Origin of the sequence: Streptomyces sp. CA-111067 (assembly GCF_050956065.1) — a bacterium.
Lineage (GTDB): Bacteria > Actinomycetota > Actinomycetes > Streptomycetales > Streptomycetaceae > Actinacidiphila.
The window spans coordinates 5,193,982-5,216,929 of the sequence record NZ_CP192103.1 but is presented as its reverse complement, the minus strand read 5'-3'; the positions used below and the strand labels follow the sequence as shown (position 1 = coordinate 5,216,929).

The 22,948-nt window shown below is 72.5% G+C and carries 22 protein-coding genes and 1 pseudogene; 8 read left to right on the top strand and 15 right to left on the bottom strand.

What is annotated here, in order from left to right; genetic code table 11:
- The first annotated feature begins 172 nt into the window (after window positions 1-172).
- From ACQPW6_RS22845 to ACQPW6_RS22835, 3 genes are all read left to right on the top strand, one after another.
- Window positions 173-1,306 carry an ABC transporter ATP-binding protein gene (locus tag ACQPW6_RS22845; RefSeq protein ID WP_433891531.1) on the top strand — a complete coding sequence of 378 codons (1,134 nt, stop codon included), beginning with the start codon at window positions 173-175 and terminating at the stop codon, window positions 1,304-1,306.
- Window positions 1,307-1,586: 280 nt separating this feature from the next.
- Window positions 1,587-2,018, top strand: a complete 432-nt coding sequence (locus tag ACQPW6_RS22840; RefSeq protein WP_433891530.1) for a hypothetical protein — start codon at window positions 1,587-1,589, stop codon at window positions 2,016-2,018.
- Between the two features lie 210 nt (window positions 2,019-2,228).
- Window positions 2,229-3,095, top strand: a complete 867-nt coding sequence (locus tag ACQPW6_RS22835) for a nucleotidyltransferase family protein (RefSeq protein WP_433891529.1) — start codon at window positions 2,229-2,231, stop codon at window positions 3,093-3,095.
- Window positions 3,096-3,495: 400 nt separating this feature from the next.
- Here ACQPW6_RS22835 and ACQPW6_RS22830 read toward each other — a convergent pair whose 3' ends face one another.
- The 6 genes from ACQPW6_RS22830 to ACQPW6_RS22805 all read right to left on the bottom strand — a co-directional run bounded on the left by ACQPW6_RS22830 (window position 3,496) and on the right by ACQPW6_RS22805 (window position 9,845).
- A complete protein-coding gene (locus ACQPW6_RS22830; RefSeq protein ID WP_433891528.1) occupies window positions 3,496-5,184 on the bottom strand; it encodes a DoxX family membrane protein in 1,689 nt (562 codons plus the stop codon).
- A 130-nt stretch (window positions 5,185-5,314) separates the two neighbouring features.
- Complete coding sequence (gene rlmB, locus ACQPW6_RS22825; protein ID WP_433891527.1) at window positions 5,315-6,274, bottom strand: 23S rRNA (guanosine(2251)-2'-O)-methyltransferase RlmB; 960 nt, start codon at window positions 6,272-6,274, stop codon at window positions 5,315-5,317.
- A gap of 94 nt (window positions 6,275-6,368) precedes the next feature.
- A complete protein-coding gene (gene cysS, locus ACQPW6_RS22820; RefSeq protein WP_433891526.1) occupies window positions 6,369-7,760 on the bottom strand; it encodes a cysteine--tRNA ligase in 1,392 nt (463 codons plus the stop codon).
- Window positions 7,761-7,899: 139 nt separating this feature from the next.
- Window positions 7,900-8,412 (bottom strand): 2-C-methyl-D-erythritol 2,4-cyclodiphosphate synthase, encoded by a 513-nt coding sequence (gene ispF / locus ACQPW6_RS22815; RefSeq protein ID WP_433891525.1) that lies wholly within the window; start codon window positions 8,410-8,412, stop codon window positions 7,900-7,902.
- Entirely contained in the window at window positions 8,402-9,133 is a 732-nt protein-coding gene (ispD, locus tag ACQPW6_RS22810; protein ID WP_433894628.1) for a 2-C-methyl-D-erythritol 4-phosphate cytidylyltransferase, read from the bottom strand. The genes ispF and ispD overlap by 11 nt, the downstream gene beginning before the upstream one ends.
- A gap of 229 nt (window positions 9,134-9,362) precedes the next feature.
- Window positions 9,363-9,845 (bottom strand): CarD family transcriptional regulator, encoded by a 483-nt coding sequence (locus ACQPW6_RS22805; RefSeq protein WP_033174074.1) that lies wholly within the window; start codon window positions 9,843-9,845, stop codon window positions 9,363-9,365.
- A gap of 523 nt (window positions 9,846-10,368) precedes the next feature.
- Here ACQPW6_RS22805 and ACQPW6_RS22800 point away from each other — a divergent pair.
- Complete coding sequence (locus tag ACQPW6_RS22800) at window positions 10,369-11,028, top strand: DUF461 domain-containing protein (protein WP_433891524.1); 660 nt, start codon at window positions 10,369-10,371, stop codon at window positions 11,026-11,028.
- Between the two features lie 47 nt (window positions 11,029-11,075).
- Here ACQPW6_RS22800 and ACQPW6_RS22795 read toward each other — a convergent pair whose 3' ends face one another.
- Window positions 11,076-11,756 (bottom strand): response regulator transcription factor, encoded by a 681-nt coding sequence (locus ACQPW6_RS22795; RefSeq protein ID WP_093716893.1) that lies wholly within the window; start codon window positions 11,754-11,756, stop codon window positions 11,076-11,078.
- Window positions 11,753-13,048, bottom strand: a complete 1,296-nt coding sequence (locus ACQPW6_RS22790) for a sensor histidine kinase (protein ID WP_433891523.1) — start codon at window positions 13,046-13,048, stop codon at window positions 11,753-11,755. Before ACQPW6_RS22790 ends, ACQPW6_RS22795 begins: the two co-directional genes overlap by 4 nt.
- Window positions 13,049-13,280: 232 nt before the next feature.
- Here ACQPW6_RS22790 and phoU point away from each other — a divergent pair, with 232 nt between their 5' ends.
- Window positions 13,281-13,961 (top strand): phosphate signaling complex protein PhoU, encoded by a 681-nt coding sequence (gene phoU / locus ACQPW6_RS22785; RefSeq protein WP_433891522.1) that lies wholly within the window; start codon window positions 13,281-13,283, stop codon window positions 13,959-13,961.
- A gap of 345 nt (window positions 13,962-14,306) precedes the next feature.
- Here phoU and ACQPW6_RS22780 read toward each other — a convergent pair whose 3' ends face one another.
- Window positions 14,307-14,759, bottom strand: a complete 453-nt coding sequence (locus ACQPW6_RS22780; RefSeq protein WP_433891521.1) for a VOC family protein — start codon at window positions 14,757-14,759, stop codon at window positions 14,307-14,309.
- A 153-nt stretch (window positions 14,760-14,912) separates the two neighbouring features.
- Between ACQPW6_RS22780 and ACQPW6_RS22775 the strand changes: the two genes are divergently transcribed.
- Window positions 14,913-15,992 carry a helix-turn-helix transcriptional regulator gene (locus ACQPW6_RS22775; RefSeq protein WP_433891520.1) on the top strand — a complete coding sequence of 360 codons (1,080 nt, stop codon included), beginning with the start codon at window positions 14,913-14,915 and terminating at the stop codon, window positions 15,990-15,992.
- A gap of 70 nt (window positions 15,993-16,062) precedes the next feature.
- Here ACQPW6_RS22775 and ACQPW6_RS22770 read toward each other — a convergent pair.
- Window positions 16,063-16,377: pseudogene (locus tag ACQPW6_RS22770) on the bottom strand (alcohol dehydrogenase catalytic domain-containing protein); the annotation flags it as partial.
- A gap of 134 nt (window positions 16,378-16,511) precedes the next feature.
- A complete protein-coding gene (locus tag ACQPW6_RS22765) occupies window positions 16,512-17,273 on the bottom strand; it encodes a phosphoglyceromutase (protein ID WP_433891519.1) in 762 nt (253 codons plus the stop codon).
- A 90-nt stretch (window positions 17,274-17,363) separates the two neighbouring features.
- On the opposite strand from ACQPW6_RS22765, the gene ACQPW6_RS22760 reads away from it, so the two are divergent.
- Window positions 17,364-19,016: an MDR family MFS transporter gene (locus ACQPW6_RS22760; protein WP_433891518.1), complete on the top strand. Its 1,653-nt coding sequence runs from the start codon at window positions 17,364-17,366 to the stop codon at window positions 19,014-19,016.
- Here the strand turns inward: ACQPW6_RS22760 and ACQPW6_RS22755 are convergent.
- From ACQPW6_RS22755 to mshA, 3 genes are all read right to left on the bottom strand, one after another.
- Window positions 18,965-19,507, bottom strand: coding sequence for a GNAT family N-acetyltransferase (locus tag ACQPW6_RS22755; RefSeq protein ID WP_433891517.1), 543 nt, complete (start codon window positions 19,505-19,507; stop codon window positions 18,965-18,967). The two genes, ACQPW6_RS22760 and ACQPW6_RS22755, sit on opposite strands and share 52 nt — an antisense overlap.
- 67 nt (window positions 19,508-19,574) lie before the next feature.
- The gene (locus ACQPW6_RS22750) at window positions 19,575-20,036 is read right to left on the bottom strand and encodes a YbjN domain-containing protein (RefSeq protein WP_433894627.1); all 462 of its coding nucleotides are present in this window, start codon (window positions 20,034-20,036) and stop codon (window positions 19,575-19,577) included.
- A gap of 265 nt (window positions 20,037-20,301) precedes the next feature.
- Window positions 20,302-21,657, bottom strand: coding sequence for a D-inositol-3-phosphate glycosyltransferase (gene mshA, locus ACQPW6_RS22745; RefSeq protein WP_433891516.1), 1,356 nt, complete (start codon window positions 21,655-21,657; stop codon window positions 20,302-20,304).
- A 190-nt stretch (window positions 21,658-21,847) separates the two neighbouring features.
- Between mshA and ACQPW6_RS22740 the strand changes: the two genes are divergently transcribed.
- Window positions 21,848-22,648 (top strand): class I SAM-dependent methyltransferase, encoded by an 801-nt coding sequence (locus ACQPW6_RS22740; RefSeq protein ID WP_433891515.1) that lies wholly within the window; start codon window positions 21,848-21,850, stop codon window positions 22,646-22,648.
- A 47-nt stretch (window positions 22,649-22,695) separates the two neighbouring features.
- Here the strand turns inward: ACQPW6_RS22740 and ACQPW6_RS22735 are convergent, their stop codons facing one another.
- A complete protein-coding gene (locus ACQPW6_RS22735) occupies window positions 22,696-22,917 on the bottom strand; it encodes a DUF397 domain-containing protein (protein ID WP_433891514.1) in 222 nt (73 codons plus the stop codon).
- Window positions 22,918-22,948 lie beyond the last annotated feature (31 nt).

The window sequence follows — 22,948 nt, the reverse complement described above, 5'->3', positions numbered from 1 at the left end:
GGAGGGGGGTCGGGGGGAAATAGGGGAGGTGGGGCTGGTGACAAGGGGGGATGCGGGAGGTAGCGTCTCGGGGAGTCCGTGTCCGGCTTCGTGGCGGGTGCGGGCGGACCACACATCCTTCCTTTACTCGGATCGTCCGGCACGTTCCTGCCGGTGAAGGGACTGCTCAGCTATGGCTACAGTCACGTTCGACAAGGCGACCCGCATATACCCGGGTGGCGACAAGCCCGCGGTTGACGGGCTGGACATCGAGGTCGGGGACGGCGAGTTCCTCGTCCTGGTCGGGCCCTCGGGTTGCGGCAAGTCCACCTCGCTGCGGATGCTCGCGGGGCTCGAGGACGTCAACGCCGGCACCATCAGGATCGGTGACCGCGACGTCACGCACCTGCCGCCGAAGGACCGGGACATCGCGATGGTGTTCCAGAACTACGCGCTGTACCCGCACATGACCGTCGCCGACAACATGGGCTTCGCCCTGAAGATCGCCGGCGTCAACAAGGCCGAGATCCGCAAGCGGGTCGAGGAGGCCGCCAAGATCCTGGACCTCTCCGAGTACCTGGCGCGCAAGCCCAAGGCGCTCTCCGGTGGTCAGCGGCAGCGTGTCGCGATGGGCCGCGCGATCGTGCGTGAGCCGCAGGTGTTCCTCATGGACGAGCCGCTGTCGAACCTCGACGCCAAGCTCCGTGTGCAGACCCGTACGCAGATCGCCAGCCTGCAGCGCCGGCTCGGCGTCACCACCGTCTACGTCACCCACGACCAGGTCGAGGCCATGACGATGGGCGACCGCGTGGCGGTACTCAAGGACGGTCTGCTGCAGCAGGTCGACAGCCCGCGCAACATGTACGACCGCCCGGCGAACCTCTTCGTCGCCGGCTTCATCGGCTCCCCCGCGATGAACCTCATCGAGGTGCCGATCACCGACGGCGGTGTGATGTTCGGCAACGCGGTCGTCAACGTGCCGCGTGACGCGGTGCAGGCCGCGGCGGACAAGGGTGACCGCACGGTCACCGTCGGTGTCCGCCCGGAGCACTTCGACATCGACTCCGGTGAGTCCGGTGCCAAGTCGCTCTCCAAGGAGTCCGGCCCGGCCGGCCTGGCCGTCACCGTCAACGTCGTCGAGGAGCTCGGCGCGGACGGCTACGTCTACGGCACCGCGAAGGTCGGCGACGAGGACAAGGAGATCGTCATCCGCGTCGGCGGCCGGACGATCCCGGAGAAGGGTTCCGTCCTGCACGTCGTGCCGCGGGGCGGCGAGACGCACGTGTTCGCCACGTCCTCGGGCGAGCGGCTCACCAACCAGGACTGATCGCGTCCCGCTGAGGTTTGCGGGGTTGCGGGGTTCAACGGTGGCGGCGGCCGGTACGAGAACGTACCGGCCGCCGCCACCGGCGTTTTCGGGGGCGCGGCCCCGGACCCCGGGTCGTGCGTACGCACGGAGGGTACGGACACGTTGTCGATAAATACACCCGCATAAGGGGCCTTTCGAGGGTGTTCGTCAACGTCCGAACGGGGGCTCGGCAATTTTCACTCCCTCGTCCGAGTGACTAAATGTCGCCAAATCATCACCAGTCGCTACGATCCGATGCGTGAACCAGGTAGCTCGCCGTCTCGGCAAGACATTCGCGCTCGTTCTTCCGGTCGTTCTCGTCCTGTCGGGAACGCTCGCGGTCACCCGCGTCCCGTGGTCGTCCTCCAGTTCCGACGGGCAGGTGCTCAACGCCTCGTCGGAGACGAAGGAGGACGTGTCCGCCAAGGACACGGCCGCGCGGGCACCGCAGGAGGTGCTGCGTCAGCGGCTGCTGGACGAACTCCAGCAGAAGGACCCGGGGGCGGCCCTGACCGACCTCCAGCTCGCAGTGGCCAAGCAGCCGTCGCTGGCCCGGTACTGCACGTCGATCGCGCGCTCGCTGGGGCGGGCGGCGGTGGCCAAGTACGACGGGGCCGCGCAGCGTGCGCAGTCGTGGTCGCGGCCGGTGTGCGACACCGCGTTCGCGACGGGCGTCGCGTCCGTCGGCTGAACTCGGCATGGCGTCGCGTCCGTCGGCTGAACCCCGGCATGGCGTCGCGTCCGTCGGCTGAACCGGCGCGGCGCGGAACGGGATCCGGCCGGCCGGGCACGAGCACCTGACTGCTCGCGCCCGGTCGGCCGGACGGGTACCCGCGCCCGGTGCGGCTCGGGGCGCTGATCCGGCGGTACGGGGCCGGGCCCGTCGCATAAGGTGCGCTGCATGACGCGCGCCGAGCAGCACGACCACGCCCCCGCTGACGCCCGACGCCTGGACGCCGGGCACTCCCCCGCCGGGCGCTTCGCCGGCGACCCCGGCCGGGCTCCCGACGCGGCCCCCGGTACGGGCTCGGCTTCCGGTACGGGCTCGGCCCCCGTCGCCGTCACGCAGGCCGTCATCCTGGCCGGCGGGCAGGGCTCACGGCTGCGGCCGTACACCGACGACCGGCCCAAGCCGATGGTCGAGATCCCCGGCACCGGGACGCCCATCATCGGGCACCAGCTCGCGTGGCTCGCCGCGGAAGGCGTCACGGACGCCGTCGTGTCCTGCGGGCACCTCGCCGAGGTGCTCCAGGAGTGGCTGGCGGCGGCGCCGCTGCCGCTGAACGTGACCACGGTCGTGGAGGGGGAGCCGCTCGGGCGCGGCGGCGGACTGAAGTACGCGGCGGGGTCGCTGCCGCGGCCCGAGGAGCCCTGGTACGCCACGAACGGGGACATCTGGACCCGGTTCTCGCTGCGCGAGATGGCGGCTTTCCACGAGGAACGGGACGCGGTGGCGACGCTCGCGCTGGCGCGGCCGCGGATTCCGTGGGGAGCGGTGGAGACGAACGAGTTCGGGCAGGTGCTTGACTTCATCGAGTCGCCGCCGTCGCCGTTCCTGATCAACGCGGGGGTGTACGTGTTCGCGCCCGGGTTCACCGGGATGCTGCCGGATCTGGGGGATCACGAGCGGACGACGTTTCCGCGGTTGGCGCGGGAGCGGAGGTTGGCGGGGTTTCCGATTCCGCAGGGGGCTTATTGGCGGGCGATCGACACGGCGAAGGATCTTCGCGAGGCGGCGAAGGAACTCAGCGGGGCGCCGCGCCGCTAGCGATCCCCCCACCCGGGCCTGGCGGCCCGGCTCCCGCACTCCCGGCTGCCCGCCGGCGCCCGGTACGGCAACCCGCCGCGACGCTCCCCGGCTCGTCGCCGGCCGACCCCCGGTGGGGGCTGATCGCGCAGTTCCCCGCGCCCCTTTCGGGGCGCCGCCGCGACGCTTCACGACCGCTGCCGACCTACAGCACCGTCGTGGCCCTTCGCGCACAGGTGGCCCCGGTGACGTGCCCCGAAGGGGCGCGGGGAACTGCGCTGCCAGCCACGACGGGCCCGCAGCGAACCATCCACCGCAAGGGGCTAGGGCCCCTCAGGGGCGCGGGGAACTGCGCGACAAGCCCCCACCGGGGCCCCGCGCCGGGGCCGCGGCGAAGGGGGTGGGGGACCGTCGTATGGGGTCAGGCCGTGTTCGTGGCGGGGCCCGAGCGGGAGGCGTCGGGGTGCATGCCCAGGAGGAGGCCGGTTGGGGAGTGGCTGCCCAGGAGGCCGCCGATCGTGCCCTGGGTGGGCTTCGGGGGGGCCGGGGGCTGGGCTGCCGGGGGCGGGGGTGGCGGGGCCTGGGAGGACGGCGGGGGCGGCGGCTTCTGGGGGGTGGAGGACGTGCCGCCCGAGCCGGACCGGGTCGGGGCGCTGCTCGTGCCGCCCGTGCCCGTGCTCCGGGGAGTGACCACCACCGCACCGGGCGGCGCGGTGTGCGCGCCGGGCGCCGTGGCCCCGGGCGCCTTGGTGGGCGGCTGCTTCGTCGCCCCGGGCGCCTTGCGCCGCGCCTTGGCCCCCGCGCCCGGCGAGGGCGCGACCGCCGCGGGCGTGGACCCGCCGCTGGAGACCTCGGGCAGCGGCTGCCCGGGCAGCACGTTGGTCGGCGTCACGGCCGGACCCGTCCGGTGCCCGGGCGCGGTCGAGGCGCGAACCGCCGCCCCGAGCACCGACCCGATCACCAGCGAGAGCCCCACGATCACCGAAGCGAGCACAGTGCCACGCCGCAGCACGCGCCGCCGCAGGTCCCACACGCTGACCCGCGGCCCGAGCCGCCGCCACGCGTCGCCGGCGAGGTGGCCGTCGATCGAGTAGACGGGAGCGCCCGCGATCACCAGCGGGCTCCACGCGGCGAGGTAGATGAAGTCCGGCGCGTCGTACACCGGGACGGTCCGCCAGCTCACGGTGACCAGCAGCGCGATCGACAGGGTGGCGCCGAACGCCGCCGCGACCCGTTGCCACAGCCCGCAGATCGTCAGCACGCCGACCACCACCTGGAGGAAGGCGATGCTCAGCCCGGCGCCCACCGGGTGGTTGAGCGCGGTGTCGCGCAGCGGTTCCGCGACCGCCCACGGGTGCAGCGAGTTGAGCCAGGTGACCATCGAGCCGCGCCGGCCGCCGTCGAAGTAGACGCGGTCGCACAGCTTGCCCATGCCGGCGTAGATGGAGACGAAGCCGAGGAAGATCCGCAGCGGCAGCAGCACGATGCCGAGGTTCATCCGGCGGCCGGGATACCAGGCGTGCTTGACGGCGTCGCCGCGCCGGTCGCGGTCGGGACCGTCGAAGCCCTCGGAGCCGTCCGAATCGTCGTAGCCGGCCGCGCCGACGTAGCCGACCTGCTGCTCGTCGTCGCCCTGGTCGTACGCGCCACGGGCCGGCCGGACGCCGCTGAGCAGGCCGGTCGGTGCTTCCGCGGCCCGCTGGCGGCCCACGACGGGCGGCAGCACGGTGGTCTCGTCGATCCGCGGCAGCACCTGGGTGCCGCCGCCACCGGACGCGCCGGCCGCGGTGGTGGCGCCGGCCCTGCGCACCGCCTGGAGCAGCTCGCCGGCCAGCGGGTCGCCGGGCTGGCTGTGCCCGGACCACACCACCGGCGCCAGCCTGCGCTTTCCGGCGGCGGACTGGGGCACGACGGGCAGCTGCGCCGTCTCGTCCAGGCTCAGGGCGCGGCCGGAGTTCGCTCCGAGCTGCACCCGGAAGCTCGCATGGTTGACGATGACCTGGGCGGGATCGCTCGGCACCCTTGCCATGCTGAACAACGACGGGGGCTCGTCGAATCCCGGCGACCCTCCCCCCGTAGGAGTGCGCGGTGTTCTGGTGTCCACACTCATCTAACCGAGTGACACACGTTTAGGACACTGCCTTGCCGCCCCCGTGATGTCCGAGACGCGTCAACCCACGGACAGGGCGCCCGACTCGGGCGTCATGGCCCCCGTACCCACGGCCGCGCTCAGACCGCGCTCACGCCCTGCGCCGCGACGCCTCGTAGAGCACGACCCCCGCCGCCACCCCCGCGTTCAGCGACTCCGCCGCGCCGCCCGGCATCGGGATCCGCACCAGCAGGTCGCACGTCTCGGAGACCAGCCGGGACAGGCCCTTGCCCTCGCTGCCGGCCACCACCACGACCGGGCCTTCGAGCGCGTCGAGCCGGTGCAGTTCGACGTCGCCGTCGGCGGCCAGTCCGACCACCGTCAGACCGGCCTTCTGGTAGGACTCCAGGGTCCTGGTGAGGTTGGTGGCGCGGGCCACCTGGACCCGGGCGGCGGTGCCCGCCGAGGTCTTCCACGCGCCGGCCGTCATGCCGGCCGCCCGCCGCTCGGGGACGACGACGCCGTGCCCGCCGAAGGCCGCCACGGAGCGGACGACCGCGCCGAGGTTGCGCGGGTCGGTGACCCCGTCGAGCGCGACGATCAGCGGCGACTCGCCGACGTCGTGCGCGGCGGCGACCAGGTCGTCGGGGTGCGCGTACTCGTACGGCGGGATCTGGAGCACCAGGCCCTGGTGGTTCAGGCCCGAGGTGAGCCGGTCGAGCTCCGGCCTGGCCGCTTCGAGCAGCGGCACCCCGCGGTCGGTCGCCAGCTTCAGCGCCTCGCGCACCCGGTCGTCGTTGTCGATGAACTGCTGGACGTAGACGGCGGTCGCCGGGATGTCCGCGCGCAGCGCCTCGACCACCGGGTTGCGCCCGACGACCAGCTCGGCGGTGGACTTCGAGCCGCGGCCCGACGGGCGGCGCGACTGCGCCGACACCGTGCGCTTGGCCGCCGCGTTGGCGACCCGGTTCTTCTTGTGGCCCTTGCGCGCCTCGGCGGGCGGCGTCGGGCCCTTGCCCTCAAGACCCCTGCGCCGCTGCCCGCCGCTGCCGACCGTGGCGCCCTTCTTGTTGCTCGTACGGCGGTTCTTGCGCTGGCTGTTGCCGGCCATGGGGCACTCTCAATTCTTCGGTCGAGCTCGCCTCGTCGGTCGAGTTCATCGGTCGTAGCGGCGGGACGGGAACGTAGACGGGGACGGGGCCGGCTCAGCCGCGGATCGTCCACCGCGATCCGGACGGTGTGTCCTCGATCTCCAGGCCCGCCTGGACGAGCCGGTCACGGATCGCGTCGGCGGTGCCGTAGTCCTTGCGGGACCGGGCGGACTGGCGCTGCTCGAGCACCAGCTGGACCAGCGAGTCCACCACGCCGTGCAGATCGTCGCCGCGGTCGGCGCCCGTCCAGTGCGCGTCCAGCGGGTCGAGGCCCAGTACACCGAGCATCGCACGGACCTCGGCGAGACGCGCGACCGCGGTCTCCTTGTCGTCCGCCGTCAGCGCGCTGTTGCCCTGCCTGACGGTGGTGTGCACGACGGCCAGCGCCTGCGGGACGCCCAGGTCGTCGTCCATCGCCTCGGCGAACGCGGGCGGCACCTCGGCGGCCGGCTCGACGTGCCCGGCCTTCTCCACCACCCGCTGGACGAAGCCCTCGATCCGCGCGAACGCCGACTCGGCCTCGCGCAGCGCCTCCTCGCTGTACTCGATCATCGACCGGTAGTGCGGGGTGCCCAGGTAGTAGCGCAGCACGATCGGCCGCCAGCTCTTGACCATCTCGCTGACCAGCACGGAGTTGCCGAGCGACTTGCTCATCTTCTCGCCGCTCATGGTGACCCACGCGTTGTGCACCCAGTAGCGGGCGAACTCGTCGCCGTACGCCTTGGCCTGCGCGATCTCGTTGTCGTGGTGCGGGAAGATCAGGTCCATGCCGCCGCCGTGGATGTCGAAGGCGGGGCCGAGGTACCGGTGCGCCATCACGGAGCACTCCAGGTGCCAGCCGGGACGGCCGCGGCCCCACGGGGTCTCCCAGGACGGCTCGCCGGGCTTGACGGCCTTCCACATCGCGAAGTCGCGCTGGTCGCGCTTGCCCAGCTCGCCCTCGCCCTCGGGCTGCCGCAGGTTGTCCAGCTCCTGGTTGGACAGCTGCAGGTAGTCGGGGTACGAGCGCACGTCGAAGTAGACGTTGCCCTCGGAGACGTAGGCGTGGCCGCGCTCGATCAGGCCGCGCATCATCTCGATCATCTCGGGGATGTGCCCGGTGGCCCGCGGCTCGTACGTGGGCGGCTCGCAGCCCAGCGCGTCGTAGCCGGCGGTGAACTTCCGCTCGTTCTCGTAGCCGATCGCCCACCAGGGGCGGCCCTGGTCGGCGGACTTGACGAGGATCTTGTCGTCGATGTCGGTGACGTTGCGGACGAACGTGACGTCGTAGCCGCGGTAGCTGAACCAGCGGCGGATGATGTCGAAGTTCAGCCCGGACCGGATGTGCCCGATGTGCGGGGCCGCCTGCACGGTGGCGCCACACAGGTAGATCGAGACGCAGCCCGGCGTGAGCGGGACGAAATCACGGACCTGGCGCGCGTTGGTGTCGTACAGGCGAATAGTCACGCCGTTAAGGGTAGTGGGCCCGGGCGAGTGCGGTGCGCGCTCTGGTGGACGAGCCCCGAAGGGGCGCGGGGAACTGCGCGACAAGCCACAACGGACCGGCAGCCGGGAGCGCACCGCAACCCCCGCGGCGGGATGCCGCCTAAGTACGAACCACAAGCGCCGTGGCGATCGCCGCCAAGCCCTCACCGCGCCCGGTGAAGCCCAGCCCGTCGGATGTGGCGGCGCTCACCGAGACCGGAGCGCCGACCGCCGCGCCGAGCGCGGCCTGCGCCTCGTCGCGGCGCTTGCCGATCTTCGGCCGGGAGCCGACGACCTGCACAGCGACGTTCCCGATCACGTACCCCTCCGCGCGGACGATCCGCGCCGCCTCCGCGAGCAGCTTCAGGCCGGACGCGCCTGACCACTCCGGCCGCCCCGTCCCGAAGTGCGCCCCGAGGTCGCCGAGGCCGGCCGCGGAGAAGAGCGCGTTGCAGGCGGCGTGCGCGACCACGTCCGCGTCGGAGTGGCCGGCCAGGCCGGGGCCCTCGCCGTCCCAGCGCAGGCCCGCGCACCACAGCTCGCGGCCCTCCTCGAACGCGTGGATGTCGCTGCCGATGCCGACCTGCGGCAGCAGCGGGAGCGACGGGGAGACAGGTACCGGCTCAGTAGCCATCGGTGGCCCTCCTGCGGGCGAGTACGGCCTCGGCGAGGACCAGGTCGAGCGGGCGGGTCACCTTGAACGCCTCCTCGTGGCCGGGTACGAGCAGTACCGGCAGTCCGAGGTGCTCGACCATGCTCGCGTCGTCCGTGACGTCCTTGGTGACGCTCTCGTGCGCCCGCACCAGCGTGGCCCGGTCGAAGCCCTGCGGGGTCTGCACGGCGCGCAGCAGCGCGCGTTCCGGCGTGCCGGTGACCAGATCGGTGACCGGGTCGACGCTTTTGACGGTGTCGGCCAGCGGCAGCGCGGGCACCACGGCGGGCGCCCCGGCGCGCACGGCGTTCACCACGGCGTCGACGGTCTCCACCGGCACCAGCGGGCGGGCCGCGTCGTGCACGAGCACCACGTCGACGTCGGGGGGCAGCACGGCGAGGCCGAGGCGTACCGAGTCCTGCCGCTCGTCGCCGCCGGGGACGACGAGCAGTTCGGTGGACTCGGGCAGCCCGTGCGCGTCCAGCAGCGCCCTGACCTCGGCGGCGCCGTCGGCGGGGGCCACCACGACGATGACGGTGACGGCACGGGCGCGGGCCATCGCGCGCACCGCGTGGACCAGGATCGGGACCCCGCCCAGGGTGCGCAGCGCCTTGGGCGTGCCGGGGCCGAGCCGGACGCCACGTCCGGCGGCGGGAATGACAGCGGCGGTACGCAGGTTTGTGTCCTTGTATGAGTTGGGTATCGCACTCAAGGTGCCCAGGTGGGCCTTCGCCGCGGACCCCTTCCGTGAAGTCCGCGGGGGAAGCGCCCACCGCCAAGCATGCCGCAGCACCCGGTCGTCCTGCTCAACCGGGTGCCGCGGCAGGGTCCCCGGGTCGGCCCGGGGTTGGTGCGTCTGCGTAAGTCAGTACGTCCAGTACGTTCAGTACGTCGGATGACGTGACACGAGAGCGTCCAGAAGGAGGACGGTCTTACGACGCGAGAACTTCGTCGAGCAGAGCCTCGGCCTTGTCCTCGTTGGTGTTCTCCGCCAGTGCGAGTTCGCTGACCAGGATCTGCCGGGCCTTGGCGAGCATGCGCTTCTCGCCGGCCGACAGGCCGCGCTCCCGCTCACGGCGCCATAGGTCGCGCACGACCTCCGCGACCTTGATGACATCACCGGAGGCGAGCTTCTCCAGATTTGCCTTGTAGCGCCGGGACCAGTTGGTGGGCTCCTCGGTGTACGGCGCGCGCAGCACCTCGAAGACCCGGTCCAGACCCTCCTGACCGACCACGTCGCGTACGCCGACGAACTCCGCATTGTCCGCGGGCACGCGTACCGTCAAGTCGCCCTGAGCGACCTTGAGCACCAAGTAGGTCTTGTCCACGCCTTTGATCTGGCGAATTTCGATAGCCTCGATCAGCGCGGCCCCGTGATGGGGATAGACCACGGTGTCGCCAACCTTGAACGTCATGTGACAGGTACCCCTTCCGTGGCTATCCAGGGTAACACGGGAACGGCCTCATCTGAATGGCGTTTTCGCAGGTCAGGGCATATCTCAGGGCTTGACAAGCGCCCCTGGAACGTGCTGGAGGATGCCCCACTCGGTGGGTATTCGCAGGTCGGAGCGGGTATACGGCGAAGCCGAAACGCAGCCGTTACAGGCCTCGAAGCCCTCGAACAAGGGGCGTTACGTCCGGATTTGTCCCTCCCGGACGAGTGCATGTTCGCTACTCCGTTCGGGTTCTTGGCCGTTGAAGATCCAATTTTGCACAGTCATGGAAATAGCACCGCCGAGGGACCGCCGGGGAATGCCGGATTGTATTGCGGAACGTGCTGCTCCGGCCGACGCGGCGTCAGCAGCCGTACCCGGCGCGACCGGCCGGTCGGGTGAGCCGCGCCACCGAGGGACCACCCGGTGTGTGGGCCTCGTCGCGGCTCGGTAATCTAAGCCCGCTGGAAGATCGCCCGAATCTGCTCTAGGAGATGCCGCCGCCGTGGTCCGCAGCTTCCGACGCGGCGCCCTCGCCGCCGTATTCGCCCTCGCGCTCGCCCCGCTCGCGGCCGCCTGCGCCTCGGGCAACAGCGCCGAGACGCTCAAGATCCAGAACGACGCTCCGGCCGCCTCCGTCGGTGACATCAAGGTGCAGAACGCCTTCGTGCTGACCCAGCCCGGCGGCCCGGCCACCGTCACCGCCCGGCTCTTCAACAGCGGCTCGTCGAGCCAGACGCTGCAGGCCCTCCAGGTGGCCGGCTCGCTGAACGCGCAGCTGTCGGGCAAGGGCGGCGCGCAGTCCGTCGTCGTGCCCGCGCACGGCAGCGTGCTGCTCGGCGGCAAGGGGAACCCGTCTGCGACCATCGCCGGCGGCACCGAGGCGCTGCGCGACGGCGACGTGCAGGACGCGATCTTCCTGTTCAGCGCCACCGGGCGGGTCCCCGTGCAGCTCAACGTGTCGCCGGCGGTCAGCTACTTCGAGAAGTACGGCCCCAGCTCGCTGCCGACCACCCCGCCGCCGGTCCCCACGACGCCGACGACCACGCCGCCGACCTCGCCGGGCACGACGAAGAACACCACGACCCCGACGGGTACGTCCACGCCGACGGACACGTCCACCCCGACGGGTACGTCCACCCCGACGGGTACGTCGACCAGCTGAGCCACGTCAGAAGGGGTGCGGCGGTCCGCCGTACCCCTTCGTGGTGTCTACGGCTCGAACTTGTAGCCCAGGCCGCGGACCGTCACCAGGTAGCGCGGCGCGCCCGGGTCCGGCTCGATCTTGGCGCGCAGCCGCTTCACGTGGACGTCGAGGGTCTTGGTGTCGCCGACGTAGTCGGCGCCCCACACCCGGTCGATGAGCTGCATCCGGGTCAGCACCCGGCCCGCGTTGCGCAGCAGCATCTCCAGCAGGTCGAACTCCTTGAGCGGGAGGTCCACCTTGCCGCCGGAGACGGTGACCACGTGCCGGTCCACGTCCATCCTGACCGGTCCCGCCTCCAGGGCGGCCGGCGAGATCTCCTCGGGCTCGCCGCGGCGGCGCAGCACCGCGCGGATCCTGGCCACCAGCTCGCGCGAGGAGAACGGCTTGGTCACATAGTCGTCAGCGCCTATTTCCAGGCCCACGACCTTGTCGATCTCGCTGTCCTTGGCGGTCACCATGATCACCGGGACATTGGACTTCAGCCGCAGCTGGCGGCAGACCTCGGTGCCGGGCAGCCCCGGCAGCATGAGGTCAAGCAGCACCAGGTCGGCACCATTGCGCTCGAACTCGTCCAGCGCGTCGGGCCCGGTCGCGGAGATGGCGACCTCGAAGCCCTCCTTGCGGAGCATGTACGACAGCGCGTCACTGAAGGACTCTTCGTCCTCGACGACGAGTACGCGGGTCACGGGAGGACCTCCGGGGCGGGGATGTGTTCAGGGAGGGTCTGGAAGAGCTGGTCGTCCGACGGTTCGTCGGCCGGGTCGGCTTCGTCCGCCTCGGCTTCCGGGTCGGTGCCTGGCGGCAGTGCGCGGTCGCGGGCGATCCCGGCTTCGGGAAGCCGCAGGGTGAAGGTGGAGCCCTGTCCTTCGGCGCTCCACACCGTGACCTCCCCGCCGTGCGAGGCGGCCACGTGCTTGACGATCGACAGACCGAGTCCGGTGCCGCCGGTGGCCCGCGAGCGCGCCGGGTCCACCCGGTAGAAGCGCTCGAAGACCCGGTCGCGGTCCTTCTCCGATATGCCGATGCCCTGGTCGGTGACTGATATCTCGATGAGGTCGCCTCCGGACGCGGGGATCCTGCGCCCCGCTATGCCGACCCTGGTCTTGGCCGGGCTGTAGTTGACGGCGTTCTCCACGAGGTTGCCGAGGGCCGCGGCGAGCTGGCCGCGGTTGCCCCAGATGAAGAGGTCGGGGTCGTTGCCGGTGGCCATGGTGATCTGCTTGGTGTTGGCCTGGTGCCGGCAGCGGTCGGTGGCCTCGGCGACCAGGTCGTCCACGGCCACCGGCTCCGCGTCGTCCAGCAGGTCGTCGTCCTGGACCCGGGACAGGTCGATGATCTCCTGCACCAGGCTGGTCAGCCGGGTGGCCTCGGTCTGCATCCGGCCGGCGAACCGGATCACCGCCTCGGGGTCGTCCGAGGCGTCCATCACCGCCTCGGACAGCAGCGACAGGGCGCCCACCGGGGTCTTGAGCTCATGGCTGACGTTGGCCACGAAGTCGCGGCGCACCGCCTCGATCCGCCGGGCCTCGGTCAGGTCCTCGACCAGCAGCAGCACCAGCCGGGAGCCCAGCGGGGCGACCCGGGCGGAGACCGCCAGGCCCTCGCCGCGCCCGGCGCCGCGGCGCGGCAGGTCGAGCTCGACCTGCCGTATCTCGCCGTCGCGGCGGGTCTCGCGGGCCATCTGGAGCATCTGGTCGACCGCCAGCCGTCCGCCGCGCACCAGCCCGAGGGCGTACGCGGCCGAGCTGGCCTTGACCACCGTGTCGCCCTCGTCGAGGACCACCGCCGAGGAGCGCAGCACCGACAGAACGGTGTCCACGCCGGGCGGCAGTACGGCCGTCATGCCGTCCGGCCGCAGCGCGGTACGGGTCGGGCGGGCCTGCTCCCGCTCGCTCCAGCGGAACGCGAGCACGGCGATCACACCGGTCAGCAGACCGGCGATCGCGCTGGCTGCGGCGACTGCCGCGTTCACGTCCATGGTCCCCAGGTTAGGTGGCCTGCGCACTTGCTCCACAACCCTGCGAGTTATCTCTCGGACGCCCGTTGCCAAGAGTTCACCTTGACGTGGGGGCCGGTTCACTCCGGATGCGCGGCAGGTACGCGTACACCCATCAGCGTGACAACGTGGGGAGGCGGGGCCTCTTTGCGGGGCCTCTTTTACGACATGGTTCGCGCCTGGTTTCGCACCTGGTGCAGACGGAGGGAAAGCGATGCGGGACGCATACCACGAGGAACTGGACTCGATCGGTGACGGGCTGGTCGACATGGCCAGGCTCGTCGGGTCCGCGATCGGCCGGGCCACCACCGCGCTGCTCGACGCCGATCTCAAGATCGCCGAGAGCGTCATCGCCGCCGACGAGCGGGTGGACGACCTCCAGCGCGAGCTGGAGAACCGGGCGATCAACCTGCTCGCCCGGCAGCAGCCGGTGGCCACCGACCTGCGGATCGTCGTCACCAGCCTGCGGATGAGCGCGGACCTGGAGCGGTCCGGCGACCTGGCGCGGCACGTGGCCAAGCTGGCCAGGCTGCGCTTCCCCGAGTCCGCCGTGCCGCGCGACCTGCACGCCACGATCCTGGAGATGGGGCAGCTGGCGCAGCGGCTGGTGGCCAAGGCCGGCGAGGTCATCGTCAGCAAGGACGTGGACGAGGCGCTCAAGCTGGAGGCCGAGGACGACCGGATGGACGAGCTGCACCGGCTGCTCTTCCAGCACCTGCTCGACGACCGCTGGAAGCACGGCATCGAGACGGCGGTGGACGTCACCCTGGTCGGCCGGTACTACGAGCGGTTCGCCGACCACGCGGTGTCGGTCGCCAAGCGGGTCGTCTACCTGGTCACCGGCGAGCACCCCGACGAGATGTCGCCGACGCCGACCGAGGTCAGCGGCACCTGAGGCCCGGGCCGGGGGCGTACGCGCCCCCGGCGTGCGCGCGGTGCCGGAGTGGACGGTCGTGCGCTTGTGCGCCCTTGATGCGCGCAGGCGCGAGGGCGTTCACTGGTGGGCAGGTAAGCCTGAGGAGGGTGTACTGATGCCGCAAACCCCCACGCCAACCCCCGTACGCGACCAGCCGACCCCTGAAGCCGCCCCACTGCGGGCCCCGCTCCCCCTGGTCGCCGCGTGCGGCTGCGGCTCCGGCTGCGGCTGCGGCTGCCAGTCCGGCGCTCCCTGCCAATGCGGCGGCTGCACTCACTGAGACCCGGTCACCGCGCTTTCTGCCCGTCTTTCGTTTTTGCCTCGTCACCTTGTCGTTTCCGCTGACGGCCCGCGTTCCTCCCGGGGAGCGCGGGCCGTCGGCGTGGGCGGGGTGATCGGGGTGGTCGGGGTGAAGAGGTTGACGAGGGTGCCGTCGGGGTCGCGCAGGAGGAGGGAGCGGTTGCCCCAGGGCATGGTGGTGGGCTTCTGGACGAGGTCGGCGGGGTCGAGGGACAGGTTCGCGTACACCTGGTCGACGTCCTCGACGCGGAATTCGACGATGACGCTCTGGTTGGCGGCCGGGCGGGCGGAGCCGGGGTCGTCCGGGGTGAACAGCGGGACGGTGCGGGTGGAGCCGATGGCGAGGGTCGCGGTGGGGGTGCGGATCTCGGCGAAGTCCTCGGTGGCCCAGGCGGCCGGGAGGCCGGTGGCCTTCTCGTAGAAGGCGACGAGGCGGCCGATGTCGGCGGTGATGACGCGGATCGAGACGAAGTCCATGGGGTGCTCCCGGGGGGGTGGTCTGATGGATCCGGCGGATCTGGTTGATCTGGTCGATCTGGTTGGTTCGGCGGATCCGGTGGACGGGACACAGCCGAGGCTAGGACCGATACCGGACAGATTCGGTCCACTATTGGCGCTAGATTTGCCGGCATGTCCCGACCGACCGGACGCGTACTGACCCTGCTGGAGCTGCTGCAGTCCGGCGGCGTCCGCACCGTCGCCGAGCTGGCCGAACGCCTCGGCGTGGACGGCCGGACCGTACGGCGCTACGTCGAGCAGCTCGCCGAGCTCGACGTACCGGTGGAGGCGGTACGCGGCCGGTACGGCGGGTACCGCCTCGGCTCCGGGTACCGGCTGCCTCCGCTGATGCTCAGCGACGACGAGGCGCTCGCCGTGCTGCTCGGGTTGCTGGCGGGGCGGCGCTCGGGGTTGATCGCGGGAGCGGGGGGGTCGGTTGGTACGGGGGCCGGGGCGGCGGCCGGGGCGGCCACGAATTCCTCAGCCGGTGCGTTGGCCGATACCGCGAGCGAGACGGCGGCGGCCAAGATCCGGCGCGTGCTGCCCGTGCGCCTCGCCCGCCGGCTGGACGCGCTCCTGGAGTCGCTGGCCTTCACCGCGGCTCCCGGCGAGGCCGCGCCGCCCGACGCCGAGGTGCTGCTCACCGTCGCCGACGCGGTACGCCACCGGCGCCCGCTCACCGTCCGCTACACCGACCGCCACGGCCGCCGCACCGAACGCCCGCTGCACCCGTACGGCGTCGTCGCGCACGCGGGCCGCTGGTACATCACCGGCTTCGACCCCGCGAAGGCGGAGGACCGCACGTTCCGCCTGGACCGGGTGGCCACCGCCCGCCCCGGCCCCGGCACCTTCGAGCCCCCGGCCGGCCCGGGCCCGGCCGAGCGGGTCGTCGCCGCGCTGGCCACCGCCCCGTACCGGCACCAGGTCAGCGTGCGGATCCGCACCACCCCCGCCCACGTCCGCACCCGTCTCCCGGCCACGGTCGCGACCCTCACCGAGTCCGCGACCGCCCCCGGGTGGCTCCGCGCCGACATCCGCGCCGAATCCCTCGACTGGCTGCCGCCGCTGCTCGCCGCCCTCGATCGTCCTTTCGTCATCGACGGCCCGCCCGAACTCCGCTCCCTGGTCGCGGACTTCGCCGCCCGTCTGGCCGCGAGCGCGGCGGCGGAGGGGGCCGACGGGGACGACCGGGACACCCCTAGAGCTCGATGACGACCTTGCCGTGCACGTGCCGTCCGGCCTGGAGTTCGGCCGCGCGGCGGATCTCCTCGACCGGGAAGCTCGCCGCGACGGGCACCCGGTCACCGGCCGCGAAGCCCGTCACACCGTCACCGACCTGATCGACCACCCCCGCGTAGTCCGTCCCGAACCCGCACGGAAGCCCCAGCCCGAACCGCGCGGCGGTCTCCGCGTCACCCGTCATGATCCAGTCCATCGGATTAAGCCCCGCCGCCCCGACCCGCACCCGCACCTCCCCGGGCCCGGCCTGCGGGGCCGGAATCTCCCGAACGTGGAGGACGCCGGGCCCGCCGAACGCGTCAAGCACAACCGCCCGACCGCCACCCGTCGCCGCCTGCTCACTGCCCTGTTGCTCCATCTGCGCCTGCCTCCTCCAGATCGGGAACCGCGTCGCCCAACCCAGTCTGGCGGCCCGCGGGCCGGCCCGGACGCAGACATGCCCCCGGTCCGCGGGAGAATCCGCAGGTCGGGGGCATGGGTGTGGCGGGAGGGCTACTTCTTCTTGCCCTGGTTCTTGACGGCCTCGATTGCTGCCGCCGCGGCGTCGGGGTCGAGGTAGGTGCCGCCGGGGGTCAGGGGGTGGAAGTCGGCGTCCAGCTCGTAGGACAGGGGGATGCCGGTGGGGATGTTCAGGCCGGCGATGTCGGCGTCGGAGATGTTGTCGAGGTGCTTGACCAGGGCGCGCAGGGAGTTGCCGTGGGCGGCGACCAGGACCGTGCGGCCGGCCAGCAGGTCGGGGACGATGCCGTCGTACCAGTACGGCAGCATCCGGACCACGACGTCCTTGAGGCACTCGGTGCGCGGGCGCAGCTCCGGCGGGATCGTGGCGTAGCGCGGGTCGTCGGACTGGGAGAACTCGGCGCCGTCGGCGAGCGGCGGCGGCGGGGTGTCGTACGAGCGGCGCCACAGCATGAACTGCTCCTCGCCGAACTCCGCGAGGGTCTGCGCCTTGTCCTTGCCCTGGAGCGCGCCGTAGTGCCGCTCGTTCAGCCGCCAGCTGCGGTGCACCGGGATCCAGTGCCGGTCGGCGGCTTCGAGGGAGAGCTGCGCGGTGCGGATCGCGCGCTTCTGCAGTGAGGTGTGCACCACGTCGGGGAGCAGGCCGGCGTCCTTGAGCAGCTCGCCGCCCCTGACCGCCTCCTTCTCGCCCTTCTCGTTGAGATTGACGTCCACCCAGCCGGTGAACAGGTTCTTCGCGTTCCACTCGCTCTCGCCGTGGCGGAGCAGAATCAGCTTGTACTGAGCAGCAGCCATGGGTCGAGCCTAATAGAAAAGGGTGGGGCGGCACCGACCGGCCTCTGTAAGATCCCCTGGTTGGATAGGACTATTACGAGGGGAGCGCGGATGGCGGCGCTGACGCGCGCGGTGCGGGAGACGGTCGAAGGGCTCCCCCGCCAGTTCTGGTGGCTGTGGACCAGCACCCTCGTCAACCGCCTCGGCGGCTTCGTCGTCACCTTCCTCGCCCTCTACCTGACCGTGCAGCGCGGGTACTCCGCCTCGTACGCGGGCCTGGTCGCCGCGCTGTTCGGGCTCGGCGGCGCGGCCGGCGCCGTGCTCGGCGGCGTGCTGGCCGACCGGATCGGCCGCCGCCGCACGATGCTGGCCGCGCAGGTCGGCGCCGCCGCCAGTACGGCCGTACTCGGCCTGGTCGCGCAGCCGGCCGCGATCGCCGGCTGCGCCGCGCTCGTCGGCCTGACCAGCAACGCGTCCAGGCCCGCGCTCCAGGCGATGATGGCCGACCTGGTCCCGCGCGAGGACCGGGCCAGGGCCTTCGCACTCAACTACTGGGCGATCAACATCGGCTTCGGCGTCTCCGCCGCCGCGGCCGGCTTCATCGCCGCCGAGGGCTATCTGTGGCTTTTCCTCGGTGACGCGGCGACCACGCTGCTGTGCGCGCTGCTCGTCTACGCGAAGGCCCGGGAGACGCTGGTGCCGGCGGCCGGGCCGGACCCGGCGGCCGGGGCCCGTCCGATGCCGGCGGCTGATGCGGAGGCGGGTGCGGAGGCGGGTGCGACGGTGGCCACGAGGGCCGGTGCGAAGGCGGCCGCGAAGACGGGTGCGAAGGTGGCCGCGAAGACGAGCGGCCGGGCGATCCGGACCGGAGGACGGGCAGCGGCTCCCGTCGGCCTCGGCCACGTACTGCGCGACCGCCGCTTCATGGCCCTGGTCGGCCTGACCCTGCTGCTCGGCGTCGTCACCACCCAGGGCTCGTCCACGCTGGCCATCGACATGGGCGACGCGGGCCTGTCCGCCCGCCAGTACGGCACGGTCATCGCGCTCAACGGGCTGGCCATCGTGCTGCTCCAGATCCCGGTCACCCGGCTGCTCAGATCACGCCCCAGCGGCCCGCTGCTCGCGGCCGGTTCCGCGATCCTGGCGTGGGGCTTCGGCCTGACGTACTTCGCCGGGTCGGTCAGCTGGTACGCGCTGACGGTGCTGGTCTGGACGCTCGGCGAGATCGTGCACGCGCCGGCGTCGATGGCGGTGGTCGTCGACCTCGCCCCGTCCACCGCCCGCGGCCGCTACCAGGGCATGTACAGCCTGTCCTGGTCGGCCGCGTCCTTCGCCGGACCGCTGGCCGGCGGCCTGGCCCTCGACCACCTCGGCCGCGGCGCGCTGTGGGCCGGCTGCGCGCTGGTCGGCACGGTGGCGGGCGCGGGGTACTACGTGCTGCTGCGGACCGGGCCGGGGGCGGAGGCGCGGCGCTCGGAGGCGGTGCGCTTGGAAGCGCCGGCGCAAGGGCCGGCCGAGCGCGGGGCGGCCGTCGCGGCGGAAGGTTCGGCGGCGGGCGTGGTCGAGAGCCTGGCCGGTGTCCCGGTGGCGGGCCCGGCCGAGGGTCCGGCTGGCGCCCCGGTGGCGGCCCCGGCCGAGGGTCCGGTGGCCGCTCCGATCGGCGGCCCGGTCGAGGACCCGGCCGGCGGCCCGGGCGCGGCCCCGGTCGCGGCTCAGGCCCCGGGCGACCCGTCCAGCGGGAACTCGTCCCGCAGCACGCTGTAGCGCAGCCCGTCCCGCCACTTGCCGTCCCGGAACGCACCGCTGCGCACCACACCCTCCCGGGTGAACCCGGCCTTCTCCAGGGCGCGTTGCTCCGCGAAGTTCTCCGCCTCGGTCTCGGCCTCGATCCTGACCACCGTGGTGTTGGCGAACAGGTACGCGACCAGCATCCGCTGCGCCCGGCTGCCGATTCCGCGGCCGCGGGCCTCGGGCAGCAGCTGCGCGCCCATGTTCCAGTAGTGGCCGCCGCCCCACGCCTCTATCCGGCGCCAGGAGACGAAGCCGAACAGCTCGTCGGACTCCGACACCACCATCAGCTGGCTGGACTCCTCGCTCAGCAGGCCGTTCTCCTCCCAGCGGCGCCGCCAGCGCCGCGGGTCGGGCCAGCCGATCCACTGGAAGGCGCCGGTCTCCTCCGGGCCGGCGAGGAATCGTTCGAGTACCGGCAGGTCGGCTTCGCGCACGGGGCGCAGCATCACGGAATCATCGCTCACCCCGGTCACCCTACGGCCCGGGCCCGGCCGACCCCAGGCCCCGGGCCCCGTCCCGATCCCGGCCGCTCTACGCCTCGGGCTCCTCACCCGTGAGGTGGGTGAACGCCGCCAGGTTGCGGGTGGGCTCCCCGCGCGCCACCCGCCACGCGTACTCCTTGCGGATCGACGCCGCGAAACCCAGCTCCAGCAGCGTGTTGAACGACCCGTCCGCGTTCTCCAGCACCGCGCCGAGCAGCCGGTCGACCTCCTCGACGGAGACGGCCGCGAGCGGCAGCCGGCCGGACAGGTAGACGTCGCCGAGCCGGTCCACGGCGTAAGTCACTCCGTACAGACGGAGGTTGCGCTCCAGCAGCCAGCGGTAGAACGCCTCGTGGTTCTCGTCCGGGTGCCGGACGACGAAGGCGTTCACGGACAGGGTGTGCCGGCCGACGATCAGCTGGCAGGTGGTGGACAGCTTGCGGGTGCCGGGGAGTTGGGTGACGAACGTGCCGGGGGTCGGGGTCTCCCACTCCAACCCGGCTTCGTGCAGGGCCTGTTCGACGAGACGGACGGCGGCGGCCTCGCCTCCGACGAGGCGTACGGCCCCGGCTTCGGCACCGGCACCGGCTTCGGCCGCGACCTCGGCCCCGGACTCGCCGCCGCCCCGGTCCGTACGGTCAGCGCGGTCCTCCGCCAGGTGCGTCCGGTCCGCCGGGCCCGTCGAACCCGTCGGGGCCGTCGAACCCGCCGGGCCCGTCGAACCCGTCAGCTCCGTGCGGCCCGGGCCGCCGCCGCCCCGACCCTTCTCCTCCTGCTCAGCCATGCGCCGATCGTAGGTGACCGTGGTGGTCACACCGCGCTCCCGCGTACACCGCCGCGGTGTCGGCCGCCGCCTTGTCCCAGCCGAACCCGCGCGCGTGCAGCGCCGCCGCCGCGCCCAGCTCGGCGCCCAGCGAAGGATGGTCCACGAAGCGGCGCAGCACCGCCGCGTAGTCCCGCGGGTCGTGCCCGCGCACCAGGAAGCCGGTCTGCCCGTCGCGCACCGCCACCGGCAGCCCGCCGACCGCCGCCGCGAGCACCGGCGTGCCGCACGCCTGCGCCTCTATCGCGACCAGCCCGAAGGACTCGTTGTACGAGGGCATCACCAGGACGGTGGCCGCCCGGTACCAGTCGGCGAGCCGCTCCTGGTCCACCGGCGGCTGGAACCGTACGACGTCCGAGACGCCGAGGGTCGCGGCCAGCTTGTGCAGCGCCTCCGGCTTGGCCAGGCCGCTGCCGCTGGGGCCGCCGACGATCGGCACGACCAGCCGGTCGCGCAGCGCGGGCTCCTCGTCGAGCAGCACCGCGACCGCGCGGATCAGTACGTCGGGCGCCTTCAGCGGCTGTATCCGGCCGGCGAACAGCGGCACCACCGCGTCCTGCGGCAGGCTCAGCCGGGCGCGGGCGGCGCCGCGTCCGCCGGGGTCGGGGCGGAACCGGTCCAGGTTCACCCCAGGGTGGACGACGGCGACCTTGCCGGGCTCGGCCTCGTAGTGCCGGACCAGCTCGGCGGCCTCCTCGTCGGTGTTCGCGATCAACCGGTCGGCGGCGGCCACGATCTGCGTCTCGCCGATCACCCGCGCGGGCGGCTCGGGGCAGTCGCCGTCGGCCATCGCCGCGTTCTTGACCTTGGCCATGGTGTGCATGGCGTGCACCAGCGGTACGCCCCAGCGCTGCGCGGCCAGCCAGCCGACGTGCCCCGACAGCCAGTAGTGCGAGTGCACCAGGTCGTAGTGGCCGGGGCCGTGCCCGGCCCACGCCTGCATCACGCCGTGCGTGAAGGCGCACATCTGGGCGGGCAGCTCCTCCTTGGCCAGCCCCTCGTACGGGCCGGCGTCCACATGCCGGACGAGCACGCCCGGCGCCAGCTCCACGCTCTGCGGCAGCGCGCCGGTGGTGGCCCGGGTGAAGATCTCCACCTCTATGTTCTGCTCGGCGAGACGCTTGGCCAGCTCGACCATGTACACGTTCATGCCGCCCGCGTCGCCGGTGCCCGGCTGGTGCAGCGGCGAGGTGTGGACGCTGAGCATCGCCACCCGGCGCACCCGACGGCCGCCGACCCAGCGCTTGTACGCGTTGCGTGTGTACGCATTACCGCGCCGTGCTCCGAGCCGGGACGTGTGCTGGGTCACCTTCGAGTCCTTCCGCTGGCCATATCCCCGCCGCCAACCTCGGTCAACGCGGGATGCGGCCATTACATTTCCGTTCCGGTGCATGAATTCATGTGATGTTCGCGGTGGGGGTGGTGCGGACGTGGCTGCTGGGGTTCTGGGGGCCCGCGGGGATGCGGGTTCCCGGTCTGGCGGCGATTACGCTCGGGGCATGGCGGGCGTACGGGCGGTGGGAGCGGTGACGCGCGGCACCACCAACCCCAACCGGTTGCGCCGGATGGACCGCTGGATCGCAGTGACGCACGCCGCTGAGCTGCGCCGCAGCGCGGATCCGGTCGCCGTGGACCTCGGTTACGGCGCCGCGCCGTGGACGGCCGTGGAGCTGCTCGGCCGGCTGCGCGCGGTACGGCCGGACGCCGAGGTGGTCGGCGTCGAGATCGACCCGGCGCGGGTCGCGGCGGCCCGCCCGTACGAACGCGACGGGCTGCGCTTCGTGCACGGCGGCTTCGAGGTGCCGCTGCCGGACGGGCGGCGGCCCGTGCTCATTCGCGCGGCGAACGTGCTGCGGCAGTACGACGAGGCCGAGGTGGCGGCGGTGTGGACCCGCCTCCGGGCCCGGCTGGCGCCGGGCGGCCTGGTGGTCGAGGGCACCTGCGACGAGATCGGACGCCGCCACGTGTGGGTGACGCTCGGCCCCGAGGGCCCGCGGACAGTGACGTTCGCGACCCGCCTCGGATCGCTGGCGCACCCTTCCGACCTGGCCGAACGTCTGCCGAAGGCGCTGATCCACCGCAACGTCCCCGGCGAACCGGTGCACGCGTTCCTGACGGCGTTCGACCGCGCATGGGCGACGGCGTCCCCCCTTTCCACCCTCGGCGCCCGCCAGAGGTGGGTGGCAGCGGTGACCGCCCTCCGCTCCCAGGGCTGGCCGATCCTGGACCGCCCGGCCCGATGGCGCACGGGCGAGGTAACCCTCCCGTGGCCAGCACTGGCCCCGCGCGGGGCGGGCTAACGGGTCCCCGGCGGCGCGCCGGGGGGTCCCCGGCGGCGCGCCGCCGGTCAGACGAGGAAGCGCCCGGCTTTCACATCCGCGACGAACGCGGACCAAGCCGAACGGTTGAACACCAGGGCAGGACCGTGCGGGTCCTTGGAATCACGCACCGGCATCACCCCGCTGAAACCGTCAGCGACCTCGACGCAGTCGCCGCCCTCCTGATTGCTGTAACTGGCTTTGCGCCAAGCGGCGCCGCTGAGTTCGAGACGGGAGACGGCGGGAGTCACAGTGGTCCTCCATCAGTCAGCGAATCAAGTC

Coding starts and splice junctions, on each gene's coding strand:
- ACQPW6_RS22845 (WP_433891531.1), top strand. CDS start 173: ATGGCTACAGTCACGTTCGACAAGGCGACCCGCATATACCCGGGTGGC.
- ACQPW6_RS22835 (WP_433891529.1), top strand. CDS start 2,229: ATGACGCGCGCCGAGCAGCACGACCACGCCCCCGCTGACGCCCGACGC.
- ACQPW6_RS22830 (WP_433891528.1), bottom strand. CDS start 5,184: ATGAGTGTGGACACCAGAACACCGCGCACTCCTACGGGGGGAGGGTCG.
- rlmB (WP_433891527.1), bottom strand. CDS start 6,274: ATGGCCGGCAACAGCCAGCGCAAGAACCGCCGTACGAGCAACAAGAAG.
- ispF (WP_433891525.1), bottom strand. CDS start 8,412: ATGGCTACTGAGCCGGTACCTGTCTCCCCGTCGCTCCCGCTGCTGCCG.
- ACQPW6_RS22805 (WP_033174074.1), bottom strand. CDS start 9,845: ATGACGTTCAAGGTTGGCGACACCGTGGTCTATCCCCATCACGGGGCC.
- ACQPW6_RS22790 (WP_433891523.1), bottom strand. CDS start 13,048: ATGGACGTGAACGCGGCAGTCGCCGCAGCCAGCGCGATCGCCGGTCTG.
- phoU (WP_433891522.1), top strand. CDS start 13,281: ATGCGGGACGCATACCACGAGGAACTGGACTCGATCGGTGACGGGCTG.
- ACQPW6_RS22780 (WP_433891521.1), bottom strand. CDS start 14,759: ATGGACTTCGTCTCGATCCGCGTCATCACCGCCGACATCGGCCGCCTC.
- ACQPW6_RS22775 (WP_433891520.1), top strand. CDS start 14,913: ATGTCCCGACCGACCGGACGCGTACTGACCCTGCTGGAGCTGCTGCAG.
- ACQPW6_RS22765 (WP_433891519.1), bottom strand. CDS start 17,273: ATGGCTGCTGCTCAGTACAAGCTGATTCTGCTCCGCCACGGCGAGAGC.
- ACQPW6_RS22760 (WP_433891518.1), top strand. CDS start 17,364: ATGGCGGCGCTGACGCGCGCGGTGCGGGAGACGGTCGAAGGGCTCCCC.
- ACQPW6_RS22740 (WP_433891515.1), top strand. CDS start 21,848: ATGGCGGGCGTACGGGCGGTGGGAGCGGTGACGCGCGGCACCACCAAC.